Raw genomic sequence first — 17493 nt, forward strand, 5'->3', positions numbered from 1 at the left:
GGCGCCCGCACTGCGGGCGCCGATGACCATCCCCATGTGTATCGCGCCCCAAGGCGTTATTGATACAAAAATGAGAAAGATGGAGGTCCAACCATGAAAAAGAGAAAGCTTGTCTCTCTGCTTCTGTCCGGGGCCCTCGTGTTCGGTCTGCTGGCCGGCTGCGGCGGCGGCACCAGCAACAGCAACGAGACTCCTGACGCTCAGAACAGCGGCACTCCCAGCAGCGAAGCTCCTTCCGGCGACGCTTTTGAGATGACTGTCAACATCGCTTCTGAGCCCCAGTCCATTGATCCCGCTCTGAACAGCGCGGTCGACGGCGCCATCATGATCAGCCATATGTTTGAGGGCCTGATGCGCTGGGAGGATTCCGGCAGCGAGACCGCCGGTTCCGACGGTACCTGCACCAACGCTCAGCTGGGCTACGGCCAGGCTGAGTCCTATGAGAAGACTCCCAACGAGGACGGCACCGTCACCTATACCTTCCACCTGCGCGACGGCATCAAGTGGTCCGACGGTAAGGACGTTACCGCTCAGGACTTCGTGTTCTCCTGGCAGCGCCTGGTCAACCCCGAGACCGCTGCTGACTACAGCTACATGATCGACTGCGTGGTCAACGCCAACGCCATCATGAACGGCGAGAAGGAGCCCAGCGAGCTGGGCGTCAAGGCTGTGGATGACAAGACCTTCGAGGTCACCATCACCTCCGACCTGCCCTACTTCACTGAGATCTGCGCCTTCCCCGCCACCTTCCCCGTGCGTGAGGACATCGTGAGCAACGCTCAGTGGACCTACGATCCCGCTACCTATGTGTCCAACGGCGCTTACAAGATGACCAACCGTGTGACCAACTCCGAGATCGTCATGGAGCCCAACGAGTACTACTACAATGTGGATACCCTGGGTCCCAAGAAGATCACCTTTAAGCTGATGGAAGACAACAACGCCATGCTGAACGGCTTCAAGACCGGCGAGCTGGACTTCATCGAGTCCATGCCCACCGACGAGATCGCCGGCCTGATGGCTTCCGGCGACCTGAAGATCGTGGACTACATCGGCACCTACTATGTTTGCTACCAGACCCAGAAGGCCCCCTTCGACGATCCTCGCGTCCGCAAGGCCTTCACTCTGGCCATTGACCGTACCTACATCGTGAACGAGATCACCCAGACCGGTCAGGTCGAGGCCGGCGGCTTCGTGCCCGCTGGTGTTTACGACGCTGCCGGCGCTACCGGCGACGACTTCCGCACCGTGGGCGGCGACTACTACAAGCCCACCGACGCTGACTACGAGGCCAACTGCGAGGAGGCCCGTGCTCTGCTGGCCGAGGCTGGCTACCCCAACGGCGAGGGCTTCCCTGTTGTTGAGTACCTGTACAACACCGACGACTCCCACAAGGCTGTTGCCGAGGCTCTGCAGAATATGTGGCAGACCCAGCTGGGCGTGACCGTCACCCTGAACAACCAGGAGTGGGCCACCTTCCTGCAGACCCGTAAGGACGGCGATTACTCCATCGCCCGTAACGGCTGGATCGCCGACTACAACGATCCTATGTCCTTCCTGGATATGTGGCTCACCGGCGGCGGCAACAACGACGCTCAGTACTCCAACGAGGAGTATGACGCCAAGATCCAGGCTGCCAAGGCTTCTACCGATCCTGCTGAGCGTATGCAGCTGATGCACGAGGCCGAGGACATCATCATGGGTCAGGATTATGCTCTGTGCCCCCTGTACTTCTACACTCAGAAGTATATGCTGGCCGACGGCATCCAGGGTATGTACTATACTCCTCTGGGCTACTTCTTCTTCGACCACTGCACCCAGGGCTGATTTTCAGCCAAACAAACCGGGCGGAGCCATTTGGCTCCGCCCGGTTTTTGCTGGACTTTACAGCTCTAGCGTAGGGCTTGTGGACGTCCAATGTTTCGCGCTGAGTAGGACGGCGGTTTACCCCCGCCGGCGATCCACGGCAAGGAACGGCGGGCCGGTGAGGACATGGTCCCTGCGGATGAAAAGCGCCGCTCTGTAGGGGCGATGTCCGCACCCGCCCGTTTGCCAGGGGATATCATTACCGCTGCGCTGCAAAACACACGCCCTCACTCCGGTGCGGCCTTACCGATGGAACGAAAACCCCCGGCGCACTGGGATGCCCAGTGCGCCGGGGGTCTTTGCTCAGATGCTTACCAGTTGCCGAAGGGGAAGTTGTAGTAGTAATTGCCGCCCTGCTGGGGTTGGGATTGCTGCTGCTGGCTGTTGTACTCCTCGCTCAGCTGATTCATGGCGTCCTGCCGCTCCTGGTTGTCCTCATCCAGGGTTACATTGACGGTGGAGGTGTTGCCGTCCCGGTAGATGGTGAAGGTGACGGACGCTCCCGCCTTGTAATCCTTCACAGCGCTCTGGAGCTGGGTCTCGGTAGATACCTGGGTGTCACCCACAGCGGTGATGATGTCGCCTACCTGGAGGCCGGCTTTCTGGGCGCAGGAGCCGTCCAGGATGGCCATGATCTCCACGCCGGCAGGCACGCCGTAGCGCTGAACGCTTTCATCCACGGCGTTGATGAGCACGCCCACGTTGGGCTTGCCGGTGACGTAGCCGTTCTCCATAATGGAGGTGACCATGTCCTTCACATCGTTGATGGGAATGGCGAAGCCCAGACCCTCTACAGAGGCCTCGGAGCTGGAGCTGGAGGACAGCTTGGCGGACACAATGCCCACCACCTGGCCGTACTTGTCAAAGAGGGGGCCGCCGGAGTTGCCGGAGTTGATGGCGGTGTCGGTCTGGATCATGTTCATGACGGTGCCGTCGCTCATGGTGACCGAGCGGTCCTTGGCGGAGACGTAGCCGCCGGTGAAGGTGAAGGTCAATTCACCCAGAGGGTTGCCGATGGCGTACACATCCTCGCCCACATTGATGGCGTCCGAGTCGCCCAGTACCACGGGCCGCAGGTTGCCCTGGTCAATCTTCAGCACGGCGATGTCGTTCTCTTCCTCGCCGCCCACCAGGGTGGCGTCATAGCTCTTTCCGTCGGAGAAGAATACGGTGATGTCGCTGACGCCGTTGATGACATGGTAGTTGGTAAGGATGTAGCTGGCGGTGTCATTGGAGCTGATGACGAAACCGGAACCGGACACGGCGTTTTTAACGGTCTGGCCCCACACGTTGGTGGTCACGTTGCCGTTGACGCCCACCACCGACTCCAGGTTGGAGGCGTACACCTCTTCGGCGGAGAGGACGGTCTTGCCGTCCACGTTGGCCAGGGACACGGCGGTGGGACGGGTGCCCTCGTAAATGGTGGTAGAGTTGCTGCCGAAGCGGTTGACAGCCCACACGCCGCCGCCGCCCACCGCGCCGCCGATGATGGCGCAGCACAGGCCGACGGCAATGAACTTACCAAAGCCGCCCTTCTTCTTTTCCTTGGGGGGTACGGCGTCATACACATGAAACTGATTGGTCTCTATGACGGGGTCGCGGTCCTCGGGGGGCCGGTTATAATCACTGTAATACATAAACGGGTCTCTCCTTTACCAGCGGATTTTGCGGTTTCCTTTGAACGAGTCTTAGAATACCCTGTAATTGTGGCGGAACTGTGAAGAAAATGTGCATGATTTTTAAATTGTTCCCATCGATGGCAGGTTTGTGTCAGAAAAGGGCAAATAACAGGAAAAAGGGACGCATTTGCGTCCCTTTTTAAGCGATATCATCCTTTTTCCAGCGCTTTTGTTACGGTAACAGCCCGGGCGCCGGGGCCGATATGGCAGGCCACCGACAGGGACAGCGGGTCCATATGGATGGGATAACCGGGGAAAATGGCCTCCAGCTCTTCCAGCCACTCCTGGGCGTCGGCCCGGTCGCCGGTGTAGGCGGCAGCGATGTGGAGCTGCTCTGGCCCGGAGAGACCGGCGAACTCGGTCTCCATGGTGTTGTGGATGGCATCGATCATGGCCTTTTTGGCGGCCTTCCAGCCCCGGACCTTGGCGAAGGAGTCCAGCTTCTCCCCCTTGATCCGCAGCACCGGCTTGATGCCCAGCACCGCGCCCAGGGCGGCGGCGGCGGGGGTGCAGCGGCCGCCCTTTTTCAGGTACTTCAGGGTGTCCACGGTGATGTAGATATCGGAGTCAAACTTAGTGCGCTCCAGATAGTCGTGGATCTCCTGGGCGGACTTGCCGGCCTGGGCCATTTCCAGGGCGTCCAGCACTGACTGGCGCTGGGTCACCGAGATGCGCTGGTTGTTGACCACAAATACCTTGCCCTCGTAGTCCTGGGCCAGCATCATGGCGGTCTCGCAGGAGCTGCTCAGGCCGCTGGACATGGGGATGTACACGATCTGGTCATAGTCCTGCAGGATCTTATCCCACAGATCGGTGACGTCGCCGGGGGAGGGCTGGGTGGTCTTGACATCGGCGTCCTGGGCCAGACGCTCATAGAACTGCTCCTGAGAAAGGGTGATATCCTCCAGGAAGAGCTCGTCGTTGATATAAAAAGGCATGGGCAGAACAAAAATACCCAGTTCCTTGCCCTGAGCCTGGGTGATGCCGCTGTTGCTGTCGGTGGCAATGGCGATCTTACTCATAACGTACCTCACTTCATCAGATCTTTATGGTTGTGGTTCCGCCGGAGCCTGAGCTCCGCCGCGGAAGAAAGCGGTCAGTTTTTCCATACCCCGCGCCAGGGCGGAGGCCTCCTGATCGGTCAGGGCGGACAGCATCCGGTCGGTCAGACGGCGGTGAAAGGCCCGGTGCCGCTCACTGGCGGCCCGGCCCAGCTGGGTGGGCAGCAGGCGCACCGCCCGCCGGTCCTTCTCGTCCCGGCGGCGGACCAGATAGCCCTTCTTCTCCAGCATACCAACGGCGCAGGTCAGGGTACCCGCCGGCATCTGCCGGGCGGAGGCAATGGCGGTGGAGCGGTTGTCGCCCCCCTCGTCCACGGTGCGGCAGATGGCGTCAATGAGCTGTACCTCCCGCAGGGACAGGTCCCCTGCCGCCAGGGTGGCTTCCTCCCGCTTCAGGATGTCGCCAAAGACGTCGGAAAGAAAATGGTTGATGATTTCGCTGGAATACTCCACTGAGGGCCTCCCTTCTGCGTGGCTTGTTTCGCAACTGAATTATACCGGATTGTAGAAAAATGTCAAGGGAATCCTTTGACAGTCAAAATAATTTCCACCGCCGGTGAGATTTGGGACAAGGCATACCCGGAGGAATGGGCGCATAGGGTAGAAGGGACCGAAAGGATCCCATATTACAGATGAGGATGGTGCGATATGAAAGGGCCGATCTTATGGAAACGACTGTTCCGCCGGAGTGCCGCTTTGTTCCTGGCCACCCTGGCGGTGTGGCTGCTGCTGTTATGCGGCGGCGGGGCGGGGGCGCTCCAAAGCCTGGGGGAGAGCGGGGCCTTTGTGTCCACTGCTCTGGCGGCGGAACTGGGCAAGACAGGGGGCGACACCCTGGACAAACTGGACGGCTGGGACCGGCTGGCGGTGGGCCAGTCCCTGTTGCTGGCAGGCAATCAGGAGGCGGTGGCCCAGCATCTGGGACAAGAGGTGCCGGAGGAAATACAACTGCCGGCGGGACAGCCTGCTCAGGATCACGACGACCTGGTGGAGGAGCCTCAGACTACTACCGCGCCTTCGGATATCATCGCCCGCACCCTGATCCCCACCAGCCCGGAGGGCTATGACGTGGCGGGTGGCCTGTATCTCTATAACCGCACCGGGGAGAGCGTGGATCTGGCGGCGGCGGCCCAGGCGTCTGTGAACATCACCCTGCCCGCCGAGGGACCCCAGATCCTTATCATCCATACCCACACCACCGAGGCATACACCCCAGACGGCACCGACGTGTATACCCCCGACGGCGGGGTGGCCCGCACCCTGGAGGAGGAGGACAATATGCTGCGGGTGGGAGACGAGATGGAGCGGGTGTTCACCGAGATGGGTCTGTCGGTCATTCACGACCGCACCGTCCACGACTATCCCCAGTACAACGGGGCCTATACCCGCTCCGCCCAGACGGTGCAGAAGTATCTGGAGCAGTATCCCTCCATCAAGATTGTGCTGGACGTCCACCGGGACGCCCTGGCGGGGGAGGACGGCACGGTGTACAAGGCGGTGACGGTCATCGACGGGGTGGATACCGCCCAGGTGATGCTGGTCATCGGCCATGGTCAGGACGGCAGCAACCCCCACTGGATGGAGAATCTGGCCCTGGCCTGCAAGCTCCAGAGCAGCATGAACATCCTCTATCCCACCCTGGCCCGGCCCATGACCTTCCGCTCCTCCAGCTATAACCAGGAGCTGTCCACCGGCTCCCTGCTGGTGGAGGTGGGCACCCACGGCAACACCCTCCAGGAGGCCTTGTCCGCCGCCCGGCTCTTCGCCCGCTCCGCCGGTCAGGTGCTGCTGGGCCTGAAGGAGCAATGACAAAAAAGCACGCTCTCGGGCGTGCTTTTTTGCGTCTCCAGCCGGCAAAGAAGAATTGCCCTTTTCCGAAAAATCACATATAATAGAACCACTGCGTAAAAACACAGAGGGAGGCAGACTATGATCTTAAACGTGCTGGCGGTAGGCGATGTGGTGGGGGAGAGCGGCGTGGAGTACCTGAACCGTCACCTCCGCAGCCTGAAGAAGCTCCATGAGGTCCACTTCACTGTGGTCAACGGGGAGAACGCCTCCGGCGTGGGCATTCTGCCCCGGCAGGCCCGGGACATCTTCGACGCCGGGGCCGACGTGATCACTTTGGGCAACCACACCTGGAACCGCATCCAGATCGCCGACTTTCTGGAGGACGACCGCTATACCCTGCGGCCCGCCAACTACACCAACCGGGTGCCCGGCCGGGGCTGGGGGGTGTACGACGGCCCCAAGGGCCTGCGGATCGGCGTGATGAACCTCATCGGCCGGTGCGAGATGGACAGCAACTTTGAAAACCCCTTCACCACCGCCGACAAGGTTTTGAAGCGGATGGAGGGAGTGGACGTGGTGCTGGTGGACTTCCACGCCGAGGCCACCAGCGAGAAGGGCGCCATGGGCTACTACCTGGACGGACGAGTCCAGGCCCTGTGGGGTACCCACACCCATGTGCCCACAGCCGACACCCAGGTGCTTCCCAAGGGGCTGGGCTTCGTCACCGACCTGGGCATGACCGGCCCCGCCCGCAGCGTGCTGGGCATCCGGCCCGACCAGGCCATCAACCGCTTCCTGGGGGGACTGCCCCGGCGGTTTGAGCAGGCGGACGGGCCCTGCAAGCTGGAGAGCGTCCTCTTCTCCATCGACACCGACGCACGCAAGTGCGTGGGTGTGGAGCGACTGGATGTTCGTGACTGATCGCCCCTGTGACCTTCCCCCCTCAGGGGGGAAGGTGGCCGGCCTCAGGCCGGACGGATGAGGGGGTGTCTGTACACCCTTTGGAATCCTGTTGGAAAGGAACACAAAACCATGTTAACCATCATTCACGGGGCGGACTTTCATCTGGACGCCCCCTTTGCCGCCCTGCCCCCCGACAAGGCCAGGCAGCGGCGGGAGGAGCAGCGGCAGCTGCTGGACCGGCTGGCCGATCTGGCCCAGGAGGTGAGGGCCGACCTGGTGCTCCTCTCCGGCGATCTGCTGGACTCCAGCCAGACCTACCAGGAGACGGTGGAGGCCCTCTCCCGCACCCTGGGCCAGATCCAGGCCCCGGTGTTCATCGCCCCGGGCAACCACGACTGCTACGGTCCCCGGTCGGTGTACGCCAACACCGCCTGGCCTGACAACGTACATATCTTCTCCACCGTGTCGGTGGAGTCGGTGGCCCTGCCGGAGCTGGGCTGCACCGTCCACGGGGCGGCCTTCACCACCCCCCAGGCCGACCGCTCTCCCCTCATGGGCTTTACCGCCCCCAGAGACGGGGGCATCCACCTGATGGCCCTCCACGGCGACGTGGACGGCAAGGGCCGCTATGGCCCCATCGACCCCGCCGACATCGCCGCCAGCGGCCTGACCTACCTGGCCCTGGGCCATATCCACGCCTGCTCCGGCTTGCAGAAGGCGGGGGATACCTGGTGGGCCTACCCCGGCTGCCCCGAGGGCCGGGGCTTTGACGAGACGGGGGACAAGGGCGTGCTGGTGGTCACCGTGGGGGACGACCCCAGCGATGTCACCGCCCGGTTCGTACCCCTGGCCGGCCGGCGGTATGAGATCGTGGAGGCCGACGTCACCGGGGCGGATACCGCCGCTCAGGTGCTGGAGGAGGTGCTGCCGGCGGAGCCCTGCGGCGACTGTTGCCGTATCCTGCTCACCGGCCAGCGGTCCTTTGGGCCGCCCGACCTGGCGGCTCTCACCGCCCAGGCCCAACCATACTACTACAGCGTCACCATCCGGGACCACACCAGACAGATGCGGGACCTGTGGGAGCGGGCGGGGGAGGACTCCCTCACCGGCCTGGTCCTGCGCCAGCTGAAGGCCCAGGGCGGGCCGGAGGCTGAACTGGCCGCCAGGTTTGCGTTGGCGGCGCTGGAAAACGGGGAGGACCCCTGCCCATGAAAATCATTCGTATGAAAGCCACCTTCGGCGGCCTGGACCACCGGGAGCTGGAGCTGAAGGAGGGGCTGAATATCATCGAGGCCCCCAACGAGGGGGGCAAGTCCACCTGGTCGGCCTTCCTGCGGGCCATGCTCTACGGCATCAATACTAAGGAGCGGGACAAGCAGGGCTACATCGCCGAAAAGAACCGCTACCAGCCCTGGAACGGCGGAGCCATGGAGGGCGTGGTGGAGCTGGAGTGGAAGGGAGAGCAGATCACCCTTCGCCGTGGCCCCAAGGGCAACACCCCCTTCGGCAAGTTTGAGGCGGTGTATACCGACACCGGAGAGCCGGTGGGCTTCCTTACCGCCGACAATGTGGGAGAGACCCTCATCGGCGCGCCCAGAGAGGTCTTTGAGCGCTCCGCCTTTGTGGGCCAGGGCGGGGCGGCTATTGACGGCGCACCCGCCCTGGAGGCCCGTATCGCCGCCCTGGCCTCCAGTGGGGAGGAGGACGTGTCCTACTCCCAGGTGGAACGCCGCCTGCGGGACTGGCTCAACCGCCGCAAGCACAACAAGACCGGACTCATCCCCAAGCTGGAGGAGGAGCTGGCCGGCAACGACGAGATCGCGGGCCGTCAGGCCAAGGCCTTCCGGCTGGCCCAGGAGGCCCGCCGGGAGATGGACAAGCTCCAGACCGAGCACAAGCGCCTCCAGGCCGAGCGGGACGCCCACCTGGCCCGGGCTATGGCTGCCCGCCGTCAGCGGTGGGAGGAGGCCCAGAGCGCTCTGGAGACGGCCAGGGGACAGGTGGACACCATCGAAGCGGAACTTAACCGCTATGGCACGCCTCCCGACAAGGCCACTCTGCAAAAGGCCCAGGGGGAGCTGAACCAGCTCAACGCCCTCCACACCAGCCGCAAGCAGGCGGAGGAGCGGTTGGAGCAGGCCAAGGCCCAGGAGGCGGAAGCTGCCGCCGCCGCGGTGGACCCCCTGTTCCCCGACATGACCCCCGACCAGGCCTGGGAGCAGGCCAGCGAGGACGCCCAGGCGGCGGGGGAGGTGCCCCGCTGCGGCGGACTGTATGCCGGGGGCGCCGTTGCCCTGGCGCTGGCCGCCGGGTCGCTGGTGCTGGCCTTTACCGGCGTGCTGCCTGCCCTGTGGATGGGCGGCGCTGCCTGCGGCGTGCTGGCCGTGGCGGGCGTGAGCCTGTTTGTGTCCGCCGCCCTGCGGAAAAAGCGGGCCGGGACTCTGGCGGCGGAGCTGCTGGAGCGCTATGAGGCGGAGGACCCCCAGGATATCCTCACCCGGGCCAGCGCCTACCGGGAGGCCTGTGTGGTGGCCGGACAGGCCGCCAAACAGCGGGAGGAGGCCCAGCAGGCTCTGGACGCCCTGCTGGCCCAGGACGAGAGCACCCGCAAGGCCCTGCTGGAGCTGGTCCACCCCTTTGCCCCCACGGTGAAGGATACCTTTGGCGTGTCGGCGGCCATTTCCCGTGCCCTCCAGCTGGAGGAGCGGCTGGCCACCGCCCAGGTGAAGCTGGAGGGGGCGGAAAAGCTGGCCGCCAGCCTGCCCCGGCCCGAGCCGGTGGCGGCCGACCCCGGGGTGGAGCCCCGGTTTGACCCAGCCGGGACGGCGGCCCGGCTCAACGCGGCGGAGGGGGAGCTGTCCCGGCTCCGCAGCGGCCTGGCCATGGCCCAGGGCGAGCTGAACACCCTGGGCGATCCGGCGGAGCTGGAGCTGCGTCAGGAGGAGGCCCGGGAGGAGCTGGAGCGGCGGCAGACCGAGTACGCCGCGCTGGAGATTGCCCTCAAGGCCCTGGACGCCGCCCACGCCGGCCTTCAGGCCCGGTTCTCCCCCGCCCTCAACCATCTGGCGGGGGACTATCTGGCCAAGCTCACCGGCGGCAAGTACGACAAGGTGTCCCTCACCCGGCAGTTTGAGGCTCTGGCCGAGGAGGCCGGCGGCCTCCAGCCCCGGCGGGCCCTGGCCCTGTCCCAGGGAACGGCGGACCAGCTCTATCTGGCGGTGCGGTTGGCGGCCTGCAAGCTGGTGCTGCCTCAGGAGGAACCCTGTCCCCTGGTGCTGGACGATGCCCTGGCCAACTTCGACGACAGCCGCATGGCCCTGGCGCTGGAGTGCCTGGAGGAGCTGGGGGAGGAGCGGCAGATCCTGCTCTTCACCTGCCACAGCCGGGAAAGAGCCTGGCAGGAGGGCCGCTGACGCGAATTTCCCTTGCAATCGGGGGAAATTGCTACTATAATCAATCTATCAAAAATCGCTCCGGCTAAAGGATTCGGAGGGAAAGATAGTGTGAAAGAAAACCGTCAGGGTTGTCTTTCGCGTCCAGTCAAACACTTTTTGAACCTTCAAAAAGTGCTGAGCTTGCCGAAAAGACCTTTTCGGCAAGCTCTATAATGTGGCATATTCCAAGCATATGGAGCTGATGGCATTGGCAAAAGAAAAGACCCAGGAGCAGGAGCTGGAGGGGAAGGACGCCCTGAAGGTGGACCTCTACTTCTGGTTACAGGCCCTGGTGATGGTGCTGGTGGCCCTGATTCTCATCTTCACCTTTGTGGGGCGCATCATCGGCGTGGTGGGCTCCTCCATGTATCCCACCCTCCACGACGGGGACCTGCTGCTGTTACAGAGCATCGGTTATACCCCCAAGCAGGGAGACGTAGTGGTGCTCACCAAGGAATTTGACGCCTCCGAGGGCCCCATCGTCAAGCGGGTCATCGCCACCGGCGGTCAGCACGTGGTCATCGACTACGACGCGGGCACCGTTACCGTGGACGGCGAGGTGCTGGACGAGCCCTATATCAATCCGGAGGAGGTCATGCGCCAGCCCGGCGGGGAGACCCTCACCGACGTGGTGGTGCCCGAGGGTTCCATCTTCGTCATGGGCGACAACCGCAACCACTCCTCCGACAGCCGGGATGTGACCCTGGGCACGGTGGACGAGCGGTATGTGCTGGGCCGGGCCCTGTGGGTGATCCTGCCCTTCCAGGATTTCGGGCCCATCGCCCACGGCACGGAGGCATAAATGCAGAAAAAGGGCCTGTTGCAAAATAGCTGTTTTGCACAAACCTGTCATTGCGAGCCAGTGCGCACACTGGCGTGGCAATCCGTTTCCCCGGCAAAAGGGGCGGATTCCCACGAAAAACGGCCGCCCACCGGGCGGCCGTTTTTCTCGGAATGACGGGTCTTTGTACGAGCTGCGCATTTTGCAACAGGCTCTTTTTGCATCTGTCAGAACAGCCAGAACAGCAGCTCCTCCGACAGGGTCATGCCCACCTTGCGCTGGAGGGCCAGGGAGGGGGCGTTGTCCGCCCACACCTGCCCGTAGGGGTATATCCCTCGCTCCAGACAGGAGGCGGTCATGGCCAGCAGCAGGGCCTCTCCAATGCCCCGGCGGCGATACTCCGGCAGCACCTCCAGCATCCCCATGGAGCCCTCGATGTGGGTGGCGATAAACCCGGCGGGCTGCCCGTCCACAAAGGCCCCCAGCATCCCCCGGTCGATGGCGTCCTCCATGTAGGAAACTCCGCCGAAGGAGTGGCTGTAGTGCTCCTCCGTCCACACCGCCCAGCTGCGGTCCAGCCACCGGAGCTCTCCATCAAAAGAGGGGACTACCGGCGGCTGGGGGGCCAGCCAGGCCGACTGGCGGCAGATCTGTTCGGTCTGAAAGCCGAAGTGGGCGGCCAGTTTATCCTTGTACCACATCTGATGGCCGGTGAGGATGACACACCCATCCAGCATGGGGAGCATCTCATCCAGGGCGGCGGGGGTTTCCGCGTCCAGGAACCACACCTCGCTGGGGGGATCGTAGAGCAGCACCCCGTCGGGTCCTGCCCGGCGGATCTGGGCGGTTCCCCGGCGGAGCACCTCCAGCATATCGATGTACAAAAGCCGGTTGCCCGACAGCCGGGCCAGGGCGGTCTCTTTCTGTGTCATGTCTTTCCTCCTCGGTACAGCGGCAGGGAGATGATGAAGCTGGTCAGCTTGCCGTTGCTTTCGCAGCGGATGGAGCCGCCGTGGAGCTCCACGATCTCCTTGGCGATGGCCAGACCCAGCCCCGCCCCGCCGGTGCGGGTGGAGCGGGCGGCGTCCAGCCGGTAGAATTTCTCAAAGATGTTGGCCAGCTCCCCCTCGGGGATCTCCAGCCCTTCGTCCTGAATGGTGATCTCTGTGTAGGAGCCCATGGCCCTGGCCACCACATCCACCGTGCCCCCGGGGATGGAGTAGCTCACCGCGTTGCGCAGCACGTTGTCGAATACCCGGGCCAGCTTGTCCGGGTCCCCCCGCACCACCAGGTGGGGCTGGATGTCGGCCACGCAGGTCAGGTTCTTTTCGGCAAAGAGGGGGTAGAATTCGTCGGCCAGCTGCTCCAGCAGCATGGACAGCTGGATGGGCACCTTCTCCCCCGCTCCGCTGTCCAGATCCATTTTGGTGATGTCGAAAAATTCCCCCAGCAGCTCCTCCAGCCGCAGGGCCTTGTCCAGAGCGATGCCGGTAAATTTGGCCCGCTGCTCCGGAGCCAGGCCGGGGTCATCGTGGAGCAGGGTCAGATAGCCTACCACGGATGTAAGGGGAGTCTTGAGGTCGTGGGCCAGAAAGGCCACCAGATCTCCCCGGCGCTGCTCCGCCTCCTGGGCGGCCCGCTCCCGGGCGGCCAGCTGGCGGCGGATGGCGTTCAGGTCGTCCTGGATGGGGGAGAGCTCCCGGGGAAGGACCACCGGGTCCTCCCGCTCCTCCACCAGGCGGCGGGTGGCCGCCCGGATGTCCTCCAGCCAGTGGGTGAACCGGCCCATGGCCAGGTAGAAGGCGACAAGCATCAGCACCATAATACAGATGGTGAGGATCTCCTGCTTGTTGTCCCGGATCAGGATCTGATAGAGGTGGGCGGCATCCTCCGGGCTCTGGCCGAAGAGGGTCTGGGCCGCCCACAGGAAGAACCGGGCGAAGGGGTCCTGAAGCACCCCGTCCACCACCACCTCCAGCAGGAAGATGCCGGCGGCTCCGGCGATGAGGGTGCCCACAATGACCACCAGCAGCATTTTCAGTTTGAGGCGGGTGTATTTTCCCTTCATGCGGGCCCCTCCTTTTCCTGGGCGTGGCGGCGGGCGGCGGAGCGCTTGGCGAACCGGCCCACCGACCAGGCGCCGCCCAGCAGCAGCACCTCCAGGAAGGAGGCGAACCGCCACAGCACCATACCTACTGCCAGATGTTCCCCGAAGATGGGGCCCATGAACAGATAGAAGCTGCCCTCCGCGCCGCCGGCGTTGCCGGGCAGCATGATGATGCGGGAGAGCACCATCACCAGACACTGTACCATCACCAGCTCCCAAAAGGAGAAGCCGGTGAGTCCCAGCCCCCGATAGAGGAAGAAGGGGATGGAGAACAGGGCGGTAAGCTCCACGAACATCCCGGCGTACAGCCAGACCAGCAGCCGTTTGTTGCCCTGGAAAGCCCTCAGCTGCCGGCAGAACTCATCCACCTTGTTCATGCCCTTGTCCACCATGCCCTCCTTGGCCATCACCTTCCAGTGCCGGGACAGGAAGGTGAGGATGCGGCGGATGAGCCGCTGGATGGGGGCGGGACGGATGGCGGTAAAGACCGCCAGGCCGCACAGGAAGAGGTAGAGGGCAATGAGCACTCCGGCGCCGGCCACGGCGGCTCCCAGGCTGGCCTTTCGCCAGATCAGCTCATAGGCCAGGGCGGCCACGGCATAGCCGGTGTACACCATGGTGTTGGCCACCGCCTTCCAGGTGTAGATGGAGGCGGTGTAGGTGGCGGACATCCCGGCGTCGTACATCAGCTTGAGCTGGATGGGAGCACCGGCGGGGCCCAGCTTGTAGTAAAATTCCCCGATATAGGCCGCGTCAAAGCAGCCGGTCAGCTTCATGGGGCAGCCGGCGGCCTTGCCCATGCCGTAGAACAGGATGGCGTCCACGCTCTCGCTGAAGGGGATGCACAGGGCGGCCAGCAGCAGCCAGCCGGGCTGTACCTGGGCCACCAGAGTTTGCAGGTCCATGGTGTGCTTTACATGGATGATGAGAGCAATGAGAATGATACCGCCGATGCTCAGGCCCGCGATGGAAAAGATGCGGTTGAACAGGGCGGCCTTACTGTGCTTTTTCGTAGTTTTCACTCCATTCTAATACGCCCGGCGCAGAGTGCCGCCGCAGGCGCAGCGGTAGCGCTCCGGGTGGGCCACCAGGGGGGAGCGGCGGGCGCGGGGGAACTGCCGGCCGCACTTGGTACACACCACCAGATGGCGGATGGGACGGATATCCTCCACCCCCAGCTGGTCACAGGTGCCGGTGCGGGAGATGGTATAGCCGTAGGCGGCGTTCATCTGCCCGGCGTAGGCCTTCCACCGGACGCCGTGGTCCCGGCAGCCGGGGCAGGTGTGGAGCACCTCGTGGGCCAGGGTCTGGAGGCAGGCCTCCTCCGGGGCCTCCAGCAGCCGCTGGGCCAGCTCAATGCGGTAAGTGCCGTCGGCCTGCCGGATGCAGCAGCCGAACCGGGTCACCGCCCGGCGGTTGAGGCGTACCTGGGGGAGGATATGGGGAGAGACCGGGATGCCCAGGGCCTTGGCCTGGGCGACCACCCGGGCCAGCAATGTATCTGCGTCGTGCATGGAACAGCCCTCTCTCTGGAAGAATCAGAATTGTAGGCTTATATTGTACCACCAATGGAGGCAAAAGTCACCACCGGCGCTCCGGCCAGGCCCATCTTATGATTTTATTACATTTTTTCCGCCGGCTTGACGAAAATACGGCCGGACCGGTATAATCGTGACAGAAGGAGGGATGGCTATGGAGGCCAACATTCTGGTGGTGGACGACGAGCCCGAGATCGCCGATCTGGTGGAGGTATATTTGCAGAGTGAGGGCTGCACCGTCTACAAGTGCAACACCGGTACCCAGGCCCTGGCGGTGGTGAACAGCCGGTCGGTGGACCTGGCCATCCTGGACGTGATGCTCCCCGATATCAGCGGCTTTACCCTGTGCGGAGAGATCCGCAAGGACCACCATTTCCCGGTGCTTATGCTCACCGCCAAAGCGGAGGACATGGACAAGATCACCGGGCTGACCATTGGGGCGGACGACTATATCACCAAGCCCTTCAACCCCCTGGAGCTGATGGCCCGGGTAAAGGCCCAGCTGCGCCGGTATACCCGCTACAACGAGGCGGACAAGGGGGACAGCCGGGATATTCTGGATTTCAACGGCCTGGTCATCAACCGGGCCACCCATGAGTGCACCTTGTACGACAAGGAGCTTAACCTCACCCCCATCGAGTTTGACATCCTGTGGATGCTGGCGGAGAACCGGGGGCAGGTCATCTCGGCCGAGCGGCTCTTTGAGAGCGTGTGGGGGGAGAAGTACCTGGACCGGAACAACACCGTCATGGTCCATATCCGCCGCCTGCGGGAGAAAATGGGCGAGCCATCCCGGAATCCCAGATTCATTAAAACGGTATGGGGCGTGGGATACAAGATTGACTGAATCCTCCGTCCCCTCGGAGAGCGGAGGGGGGCCCGCGGGGGGAACTGGTTCCCGCCCGCGAGCGCGGCTTGGCGCTCTGCGCCGGACTTCCCGCAGGAAGTCCCCGCGCTTGTGTAGGCTACAAGATCGACTAAAAACCCCCGTCTGAAATTTTTTGAAAAAATTGCGAAAAAGCTGTTGACAAAATGGGACACTTCGGATATACTATCTCTTGCCCTGTTCGTCCGGGTGCAAATGGCGGCATAGCTCAGGTGGCTAGAGCATACGGTTCATACCCGTAGTGTCCCCGGTTCAAATCCAGGTGCCGCTACCAGACCCAAAAGACGGCACGTGCCGTCTTTTGGGGTCCCTTTTCCGAGCGTTCGGCCCGCTTGGGCAACATGGCCCGTTGGTCAAGTGGTTAAGACACCGCCCTTTCACGGCGGTAACACGAGTTCGAGTCTCGTACGGGTCACCAATATGGAGGCGTAGCTCAGCCGGTAGAGCACTTGCTTCACACGCAAGGGGTCACAGATTCGAGTTCTGTCGTCTCCACCACCAAAAAAGACATCCGTTTGGATGTCTTTTTTGTTTTGTTTGCAGAAGTCCGTCCGCTTGACAAAGCGGGGATGCTCATGCTATAAAAATAATATCATATGACTGACGGATAATGTGGAGCCTACCACATGGAGTATGATAGTAAAAAGCCGACCGTCTGGGCGAGAGAAGCCCGGACTGTCGGCTTTTCTTCATGCAAAAAGGAGGTATGGTTCCCTATGACACAGGGGAGGGTCCACTCCCTGGAATCCATGGGGCTGGTGGACGGCCCCGGCATCCGCACGGTGGTCTTTCTGCAGGGCTGCGCCCTGCGCTGCCGCTACTGCCACAACCCGGACACCTGGGCGGCGGAAGGAGCGGCAGAGACCGTCACACCCCGGCAGCTGGTGGAGCGGCTGGTCCGCTTCAAGCCCTACTACGGCAGCACCGGCGGGGTCACCTTCTCCGGCGGGGAGCCCCTGCTCCAGCCGGAGTTTCTGGCCCAGTGCCTGGCGCTGTGCCACGAGGCGGGCATCCACACCTGCCTGGACACGGCGGGGAGCGGCCTGGGGGAATACGGGGCCATCCTGGCCCACACCGACCTGATCCTGCTGGACGTGAAGCACTATGACCCGGAGGGCTGGCGGCAGGTCACCGGCAGTTCCATGGCGGCCTTTGACCGCTTCCTGGAGCAGGCCCAGCAGGCTGCCGTCCCCCTCTGGGTCCGCCATGTGGTGGTGCCCGGCCTCACCGACGGGGAGCCCCACCTTGCCGGGCTGGAGGCCTATCTGAAGGGGCTGAAGCACATCCAGCGGGTGGAGCTGCTGCCCTACCACACCCTGGGCGTCCACAAATACGCGTCCCTGGGTCTGCCCTATCCTTTGGAGGGGGTGCCCCCCATGGACGGGGCGGCCCTGGAGCAATGGAACAAACGCCTGAACCGCACCTGCGTTCAGGCCTGAGAAAAGGA

At 63.3% G+C, this 17493-nt stretch carries 15 protein-coding genes, 3 tRNA genes and 1 riboswitch; of the genes, 11 read left to right on the forward strand and 7 right to left on the reverse strand.

The annotated features are described in order from the left end of the window. Positions 1-93: 93 nt before the first annotated feature. Positions 94-1827, forward strand: coding sequence for a peptide ABC transporter substrate-binding protein (locus tag B5G42_RS11990; protein WP_087270719.1), 1734 nt, complete (start codon positions 94-96; stop codon positions 1825-1827). A 350-nt stretch (positions 1828-2177) separates the two neighbouring features. On the opposite strand, the gene B5G42_RS11995 is transcribed toward B5G42_RS11990, so the two are convergent. From B5G42_RS11995 to B5G42_RS12005, 3 genes are all read right to left on the reverse strand, one after another. Next, positions 2178-3503 (reverse strand): S1C family serine protease, encoded by a 1326-nt coding sequence (locus B5G42_RS11995; RefSeq protein WP_087270722.1) that lies wholly within the window; start codon positions 3501-3503, stop codon positions 2178-2180. A gap of 191 nt (positions 3504-3694) precedes the next feature. Then, complete coding sequence (locus B5G42_RS12000; RefSeq protein WP_087270724.1) at positions 3695-4567, reverse strand: DegV family protein; 873 nt, start codon at positions 4565-4567, stop codon at positions 3695-3697. Positions 4568-4591: 24 nt separating this feature from the next. Continuing rightward, complete coding sequence (locus B5G42_RS12005; protein ID WP_087270727.1) at positions 4592-5059, reverse strand: MarR family winged helix-turn-helix transcriptional regulator; 468 nt, start codon at positions 5057-5059, stop codon at positions 4592-4594. Between the two features lie 195 nt (positions 5060-5254). Between B5G42_RS12005 and B5G42_RS12010 the strand changes: the two genes are divergently transcribed. The 5 genes from B5G42_RS12010 (at position 5255) to lepB (ending at position 11536) form a co-directional block, all read left to right on the forward strand. After that, a complete protein-coding gene (locus B5G42_RS12010) occupies positions 5255-6415 on the forward strand; it encodes a stage II sporulation protein P (protein WP_087270730.1) in 1161 nt (386 codons plus the stop codon). A gap of 120 nt (positions 6416-6535) precedes the next feature. Next, a complete protein-coding gene (locus B5G42_RS12015; RefSeq protein WP_087270733.1) occupies positions 6536-7318 on the forward strand; it encodes a TIGR00282 family metallophosphoesterase in 783 nt (260 codons plus the stop codon). A gap of 111 nt (positions 7319-7429) precedes the next feature. After that, positions 7430-8512: a metallophosphoesterase family protein gene (locus tag B5G42_RS12020; protein ID WP_087270736.1), complete on the forward strand. Its 1083-nt coding sequence runs from the start codon at positions 7430-7432 to the stop codon at positions 8510-8512. Continuing rightward, on the forward strand, positions 8509-10713 hold the full coding sequence (locus B5G42_RS18880) for an ATP-binding protein (RefSeq protein WP_087270739.1): 2205 nt from the start codon (positions 8509-8511) through the stop codon (positions 10711-10713). The genes B5G42_RS12020 and B5G42_RS18880 overlap by 4 nt, the downstream gene beginning before the upstream one ends. 214 nt (positions 10714-10927) lie before the next feature. Further along, on the forward strand, positions 10928-11536 hold the full coding sequence (gene lepB, locus B5G42_RS12030) for a signal peptidase I (protein ID WP_087270741.1): 609 nt from the start codon (positions 10928-10930) through the stop codon (positions 11534-11536). 206 nt (positions 11537-11742) lie between these two features. On the opposite strand, the gene B5G42_RS12035 is transcribed toward lepB, so the two are convergent. The 4 genes from B5G42_RS12035 to B5G42_RS12050 are packed head-to-tail and all read right to left on the reverse strand — an operon-like array spanning position 11743 to position 15136. Next, positions 11743-12447 (reverse strand): GNAT family N-acetyltransferase, encoded by a 705-nt coding sequence (locus B5G42_RS12035; RefSeq protein ID WP_087270744.1) that lies wholly within the window; start codon positions 12445-12447, stop codon positions 11743-11745. Next, entirely contained in the window at positions 12444-13583 is a 1140-nt protein-coding gene (locus tag B5G42_RS12040; RefSeq protein ID WP_087270747.1) for a sensor histidine kinase, read from the reverse strand. The genes B5G42_RS12035 and B5G42_RS12040 overlap by 4 nt, the downstream gene beginning before the upstream one ends. Further along, positions 13580-14644 carry a lysylphosphatidylglycerol synthase transmembrane domain-containing protein gene (locus B5G42_RS12045; RefSeq protein WP_087270750.1) on the reverse strand — a complete coding sequence of 355 codons (1065 nt, stop codon included), beginning with the start codon at positions 14642-14644 and terminating at the stop codon, positions 13580-13582. Before B5G42_RS12045 ends, B5G42_RS12040 begins: the two co-directional genes overlap by 4 nt. 6 nt (positions 14645-14650) lie before the next feature. Further along, entirely contained in the window at positions 14651-15136 is a 486-nt protein-coding gene (locus tag B5G42_RS12050; RefSeq protein WP_087270753.1) for a SprT-like domain-containing protein, read from the reverse strand. Positions 15137-15314: 178 nt separating this feature from the next. On the opposite strand from B5G42_RS12050, the gene vanR reads away from it, so the two are divergent. The 5 genes from vanR (at position 15315) to pflA (ending at position 17485) form a co-directional block, all read left to right on the forward strand. Continuing rightward, complete coding sequence (gene vanR / locus B5G42_RS12055) at positions 15315-16007, forward strand: VanR-ABDEGLN family response regulator transcription factor (RefSeq protein WP_087270755.1); 693 nt, start codon at positions 15315-15317, stop codon at positions 16005-16007. 236 nt (positions 16008-16243) lie between these two features. Continuing rightward, positions 16244-16320: transfer RNA gene (locus B5G42_RS12060), tRNA-Met, on the forward strand. A 69-nt stretch (positions 16321-16389) separates the two neighbouring features. Continuing rightward, positions 16390-16464, forward strand: a tRNA-Glu gene (locus tag B5G42_RS12065). 4 nt (positions 16465-16468) lie between these two features. Then, a tRNA-Val gene (locus B5G42_RS12070) sits at positions 16469-16544 on the forward strand. An 88-nt stretch (positions 16545-16632) separates the two neighbouring features. Next, positions 16633-16714: riboswitch (ZMP/ZTP riboswitch) on the forward strand. 48 nt (positions 16715-16762) lie between these two features. Then, positions 16763-17485: a pyruvate formate-lyase-activating protein gene (gene pflA, locus B5G42_RS12075; protein ID WP_087270758.1), complete on the forward strand. Its 723-nt coding sequence runs from the start codon at positions 16763-16765 to the stop codon at positions 17483-17485. Positions 17486-17493: the final 8 nt, after the last annotated feature.

This window comes from Flavonifractor sp. An91 (assembly GCF_002159225.1).
Lineage (GTDB): Bacteria > Bacillota > Clostridia > Oscillospirales > Oscillospiraceae > Flavonifractor > Flavonifractor avicola.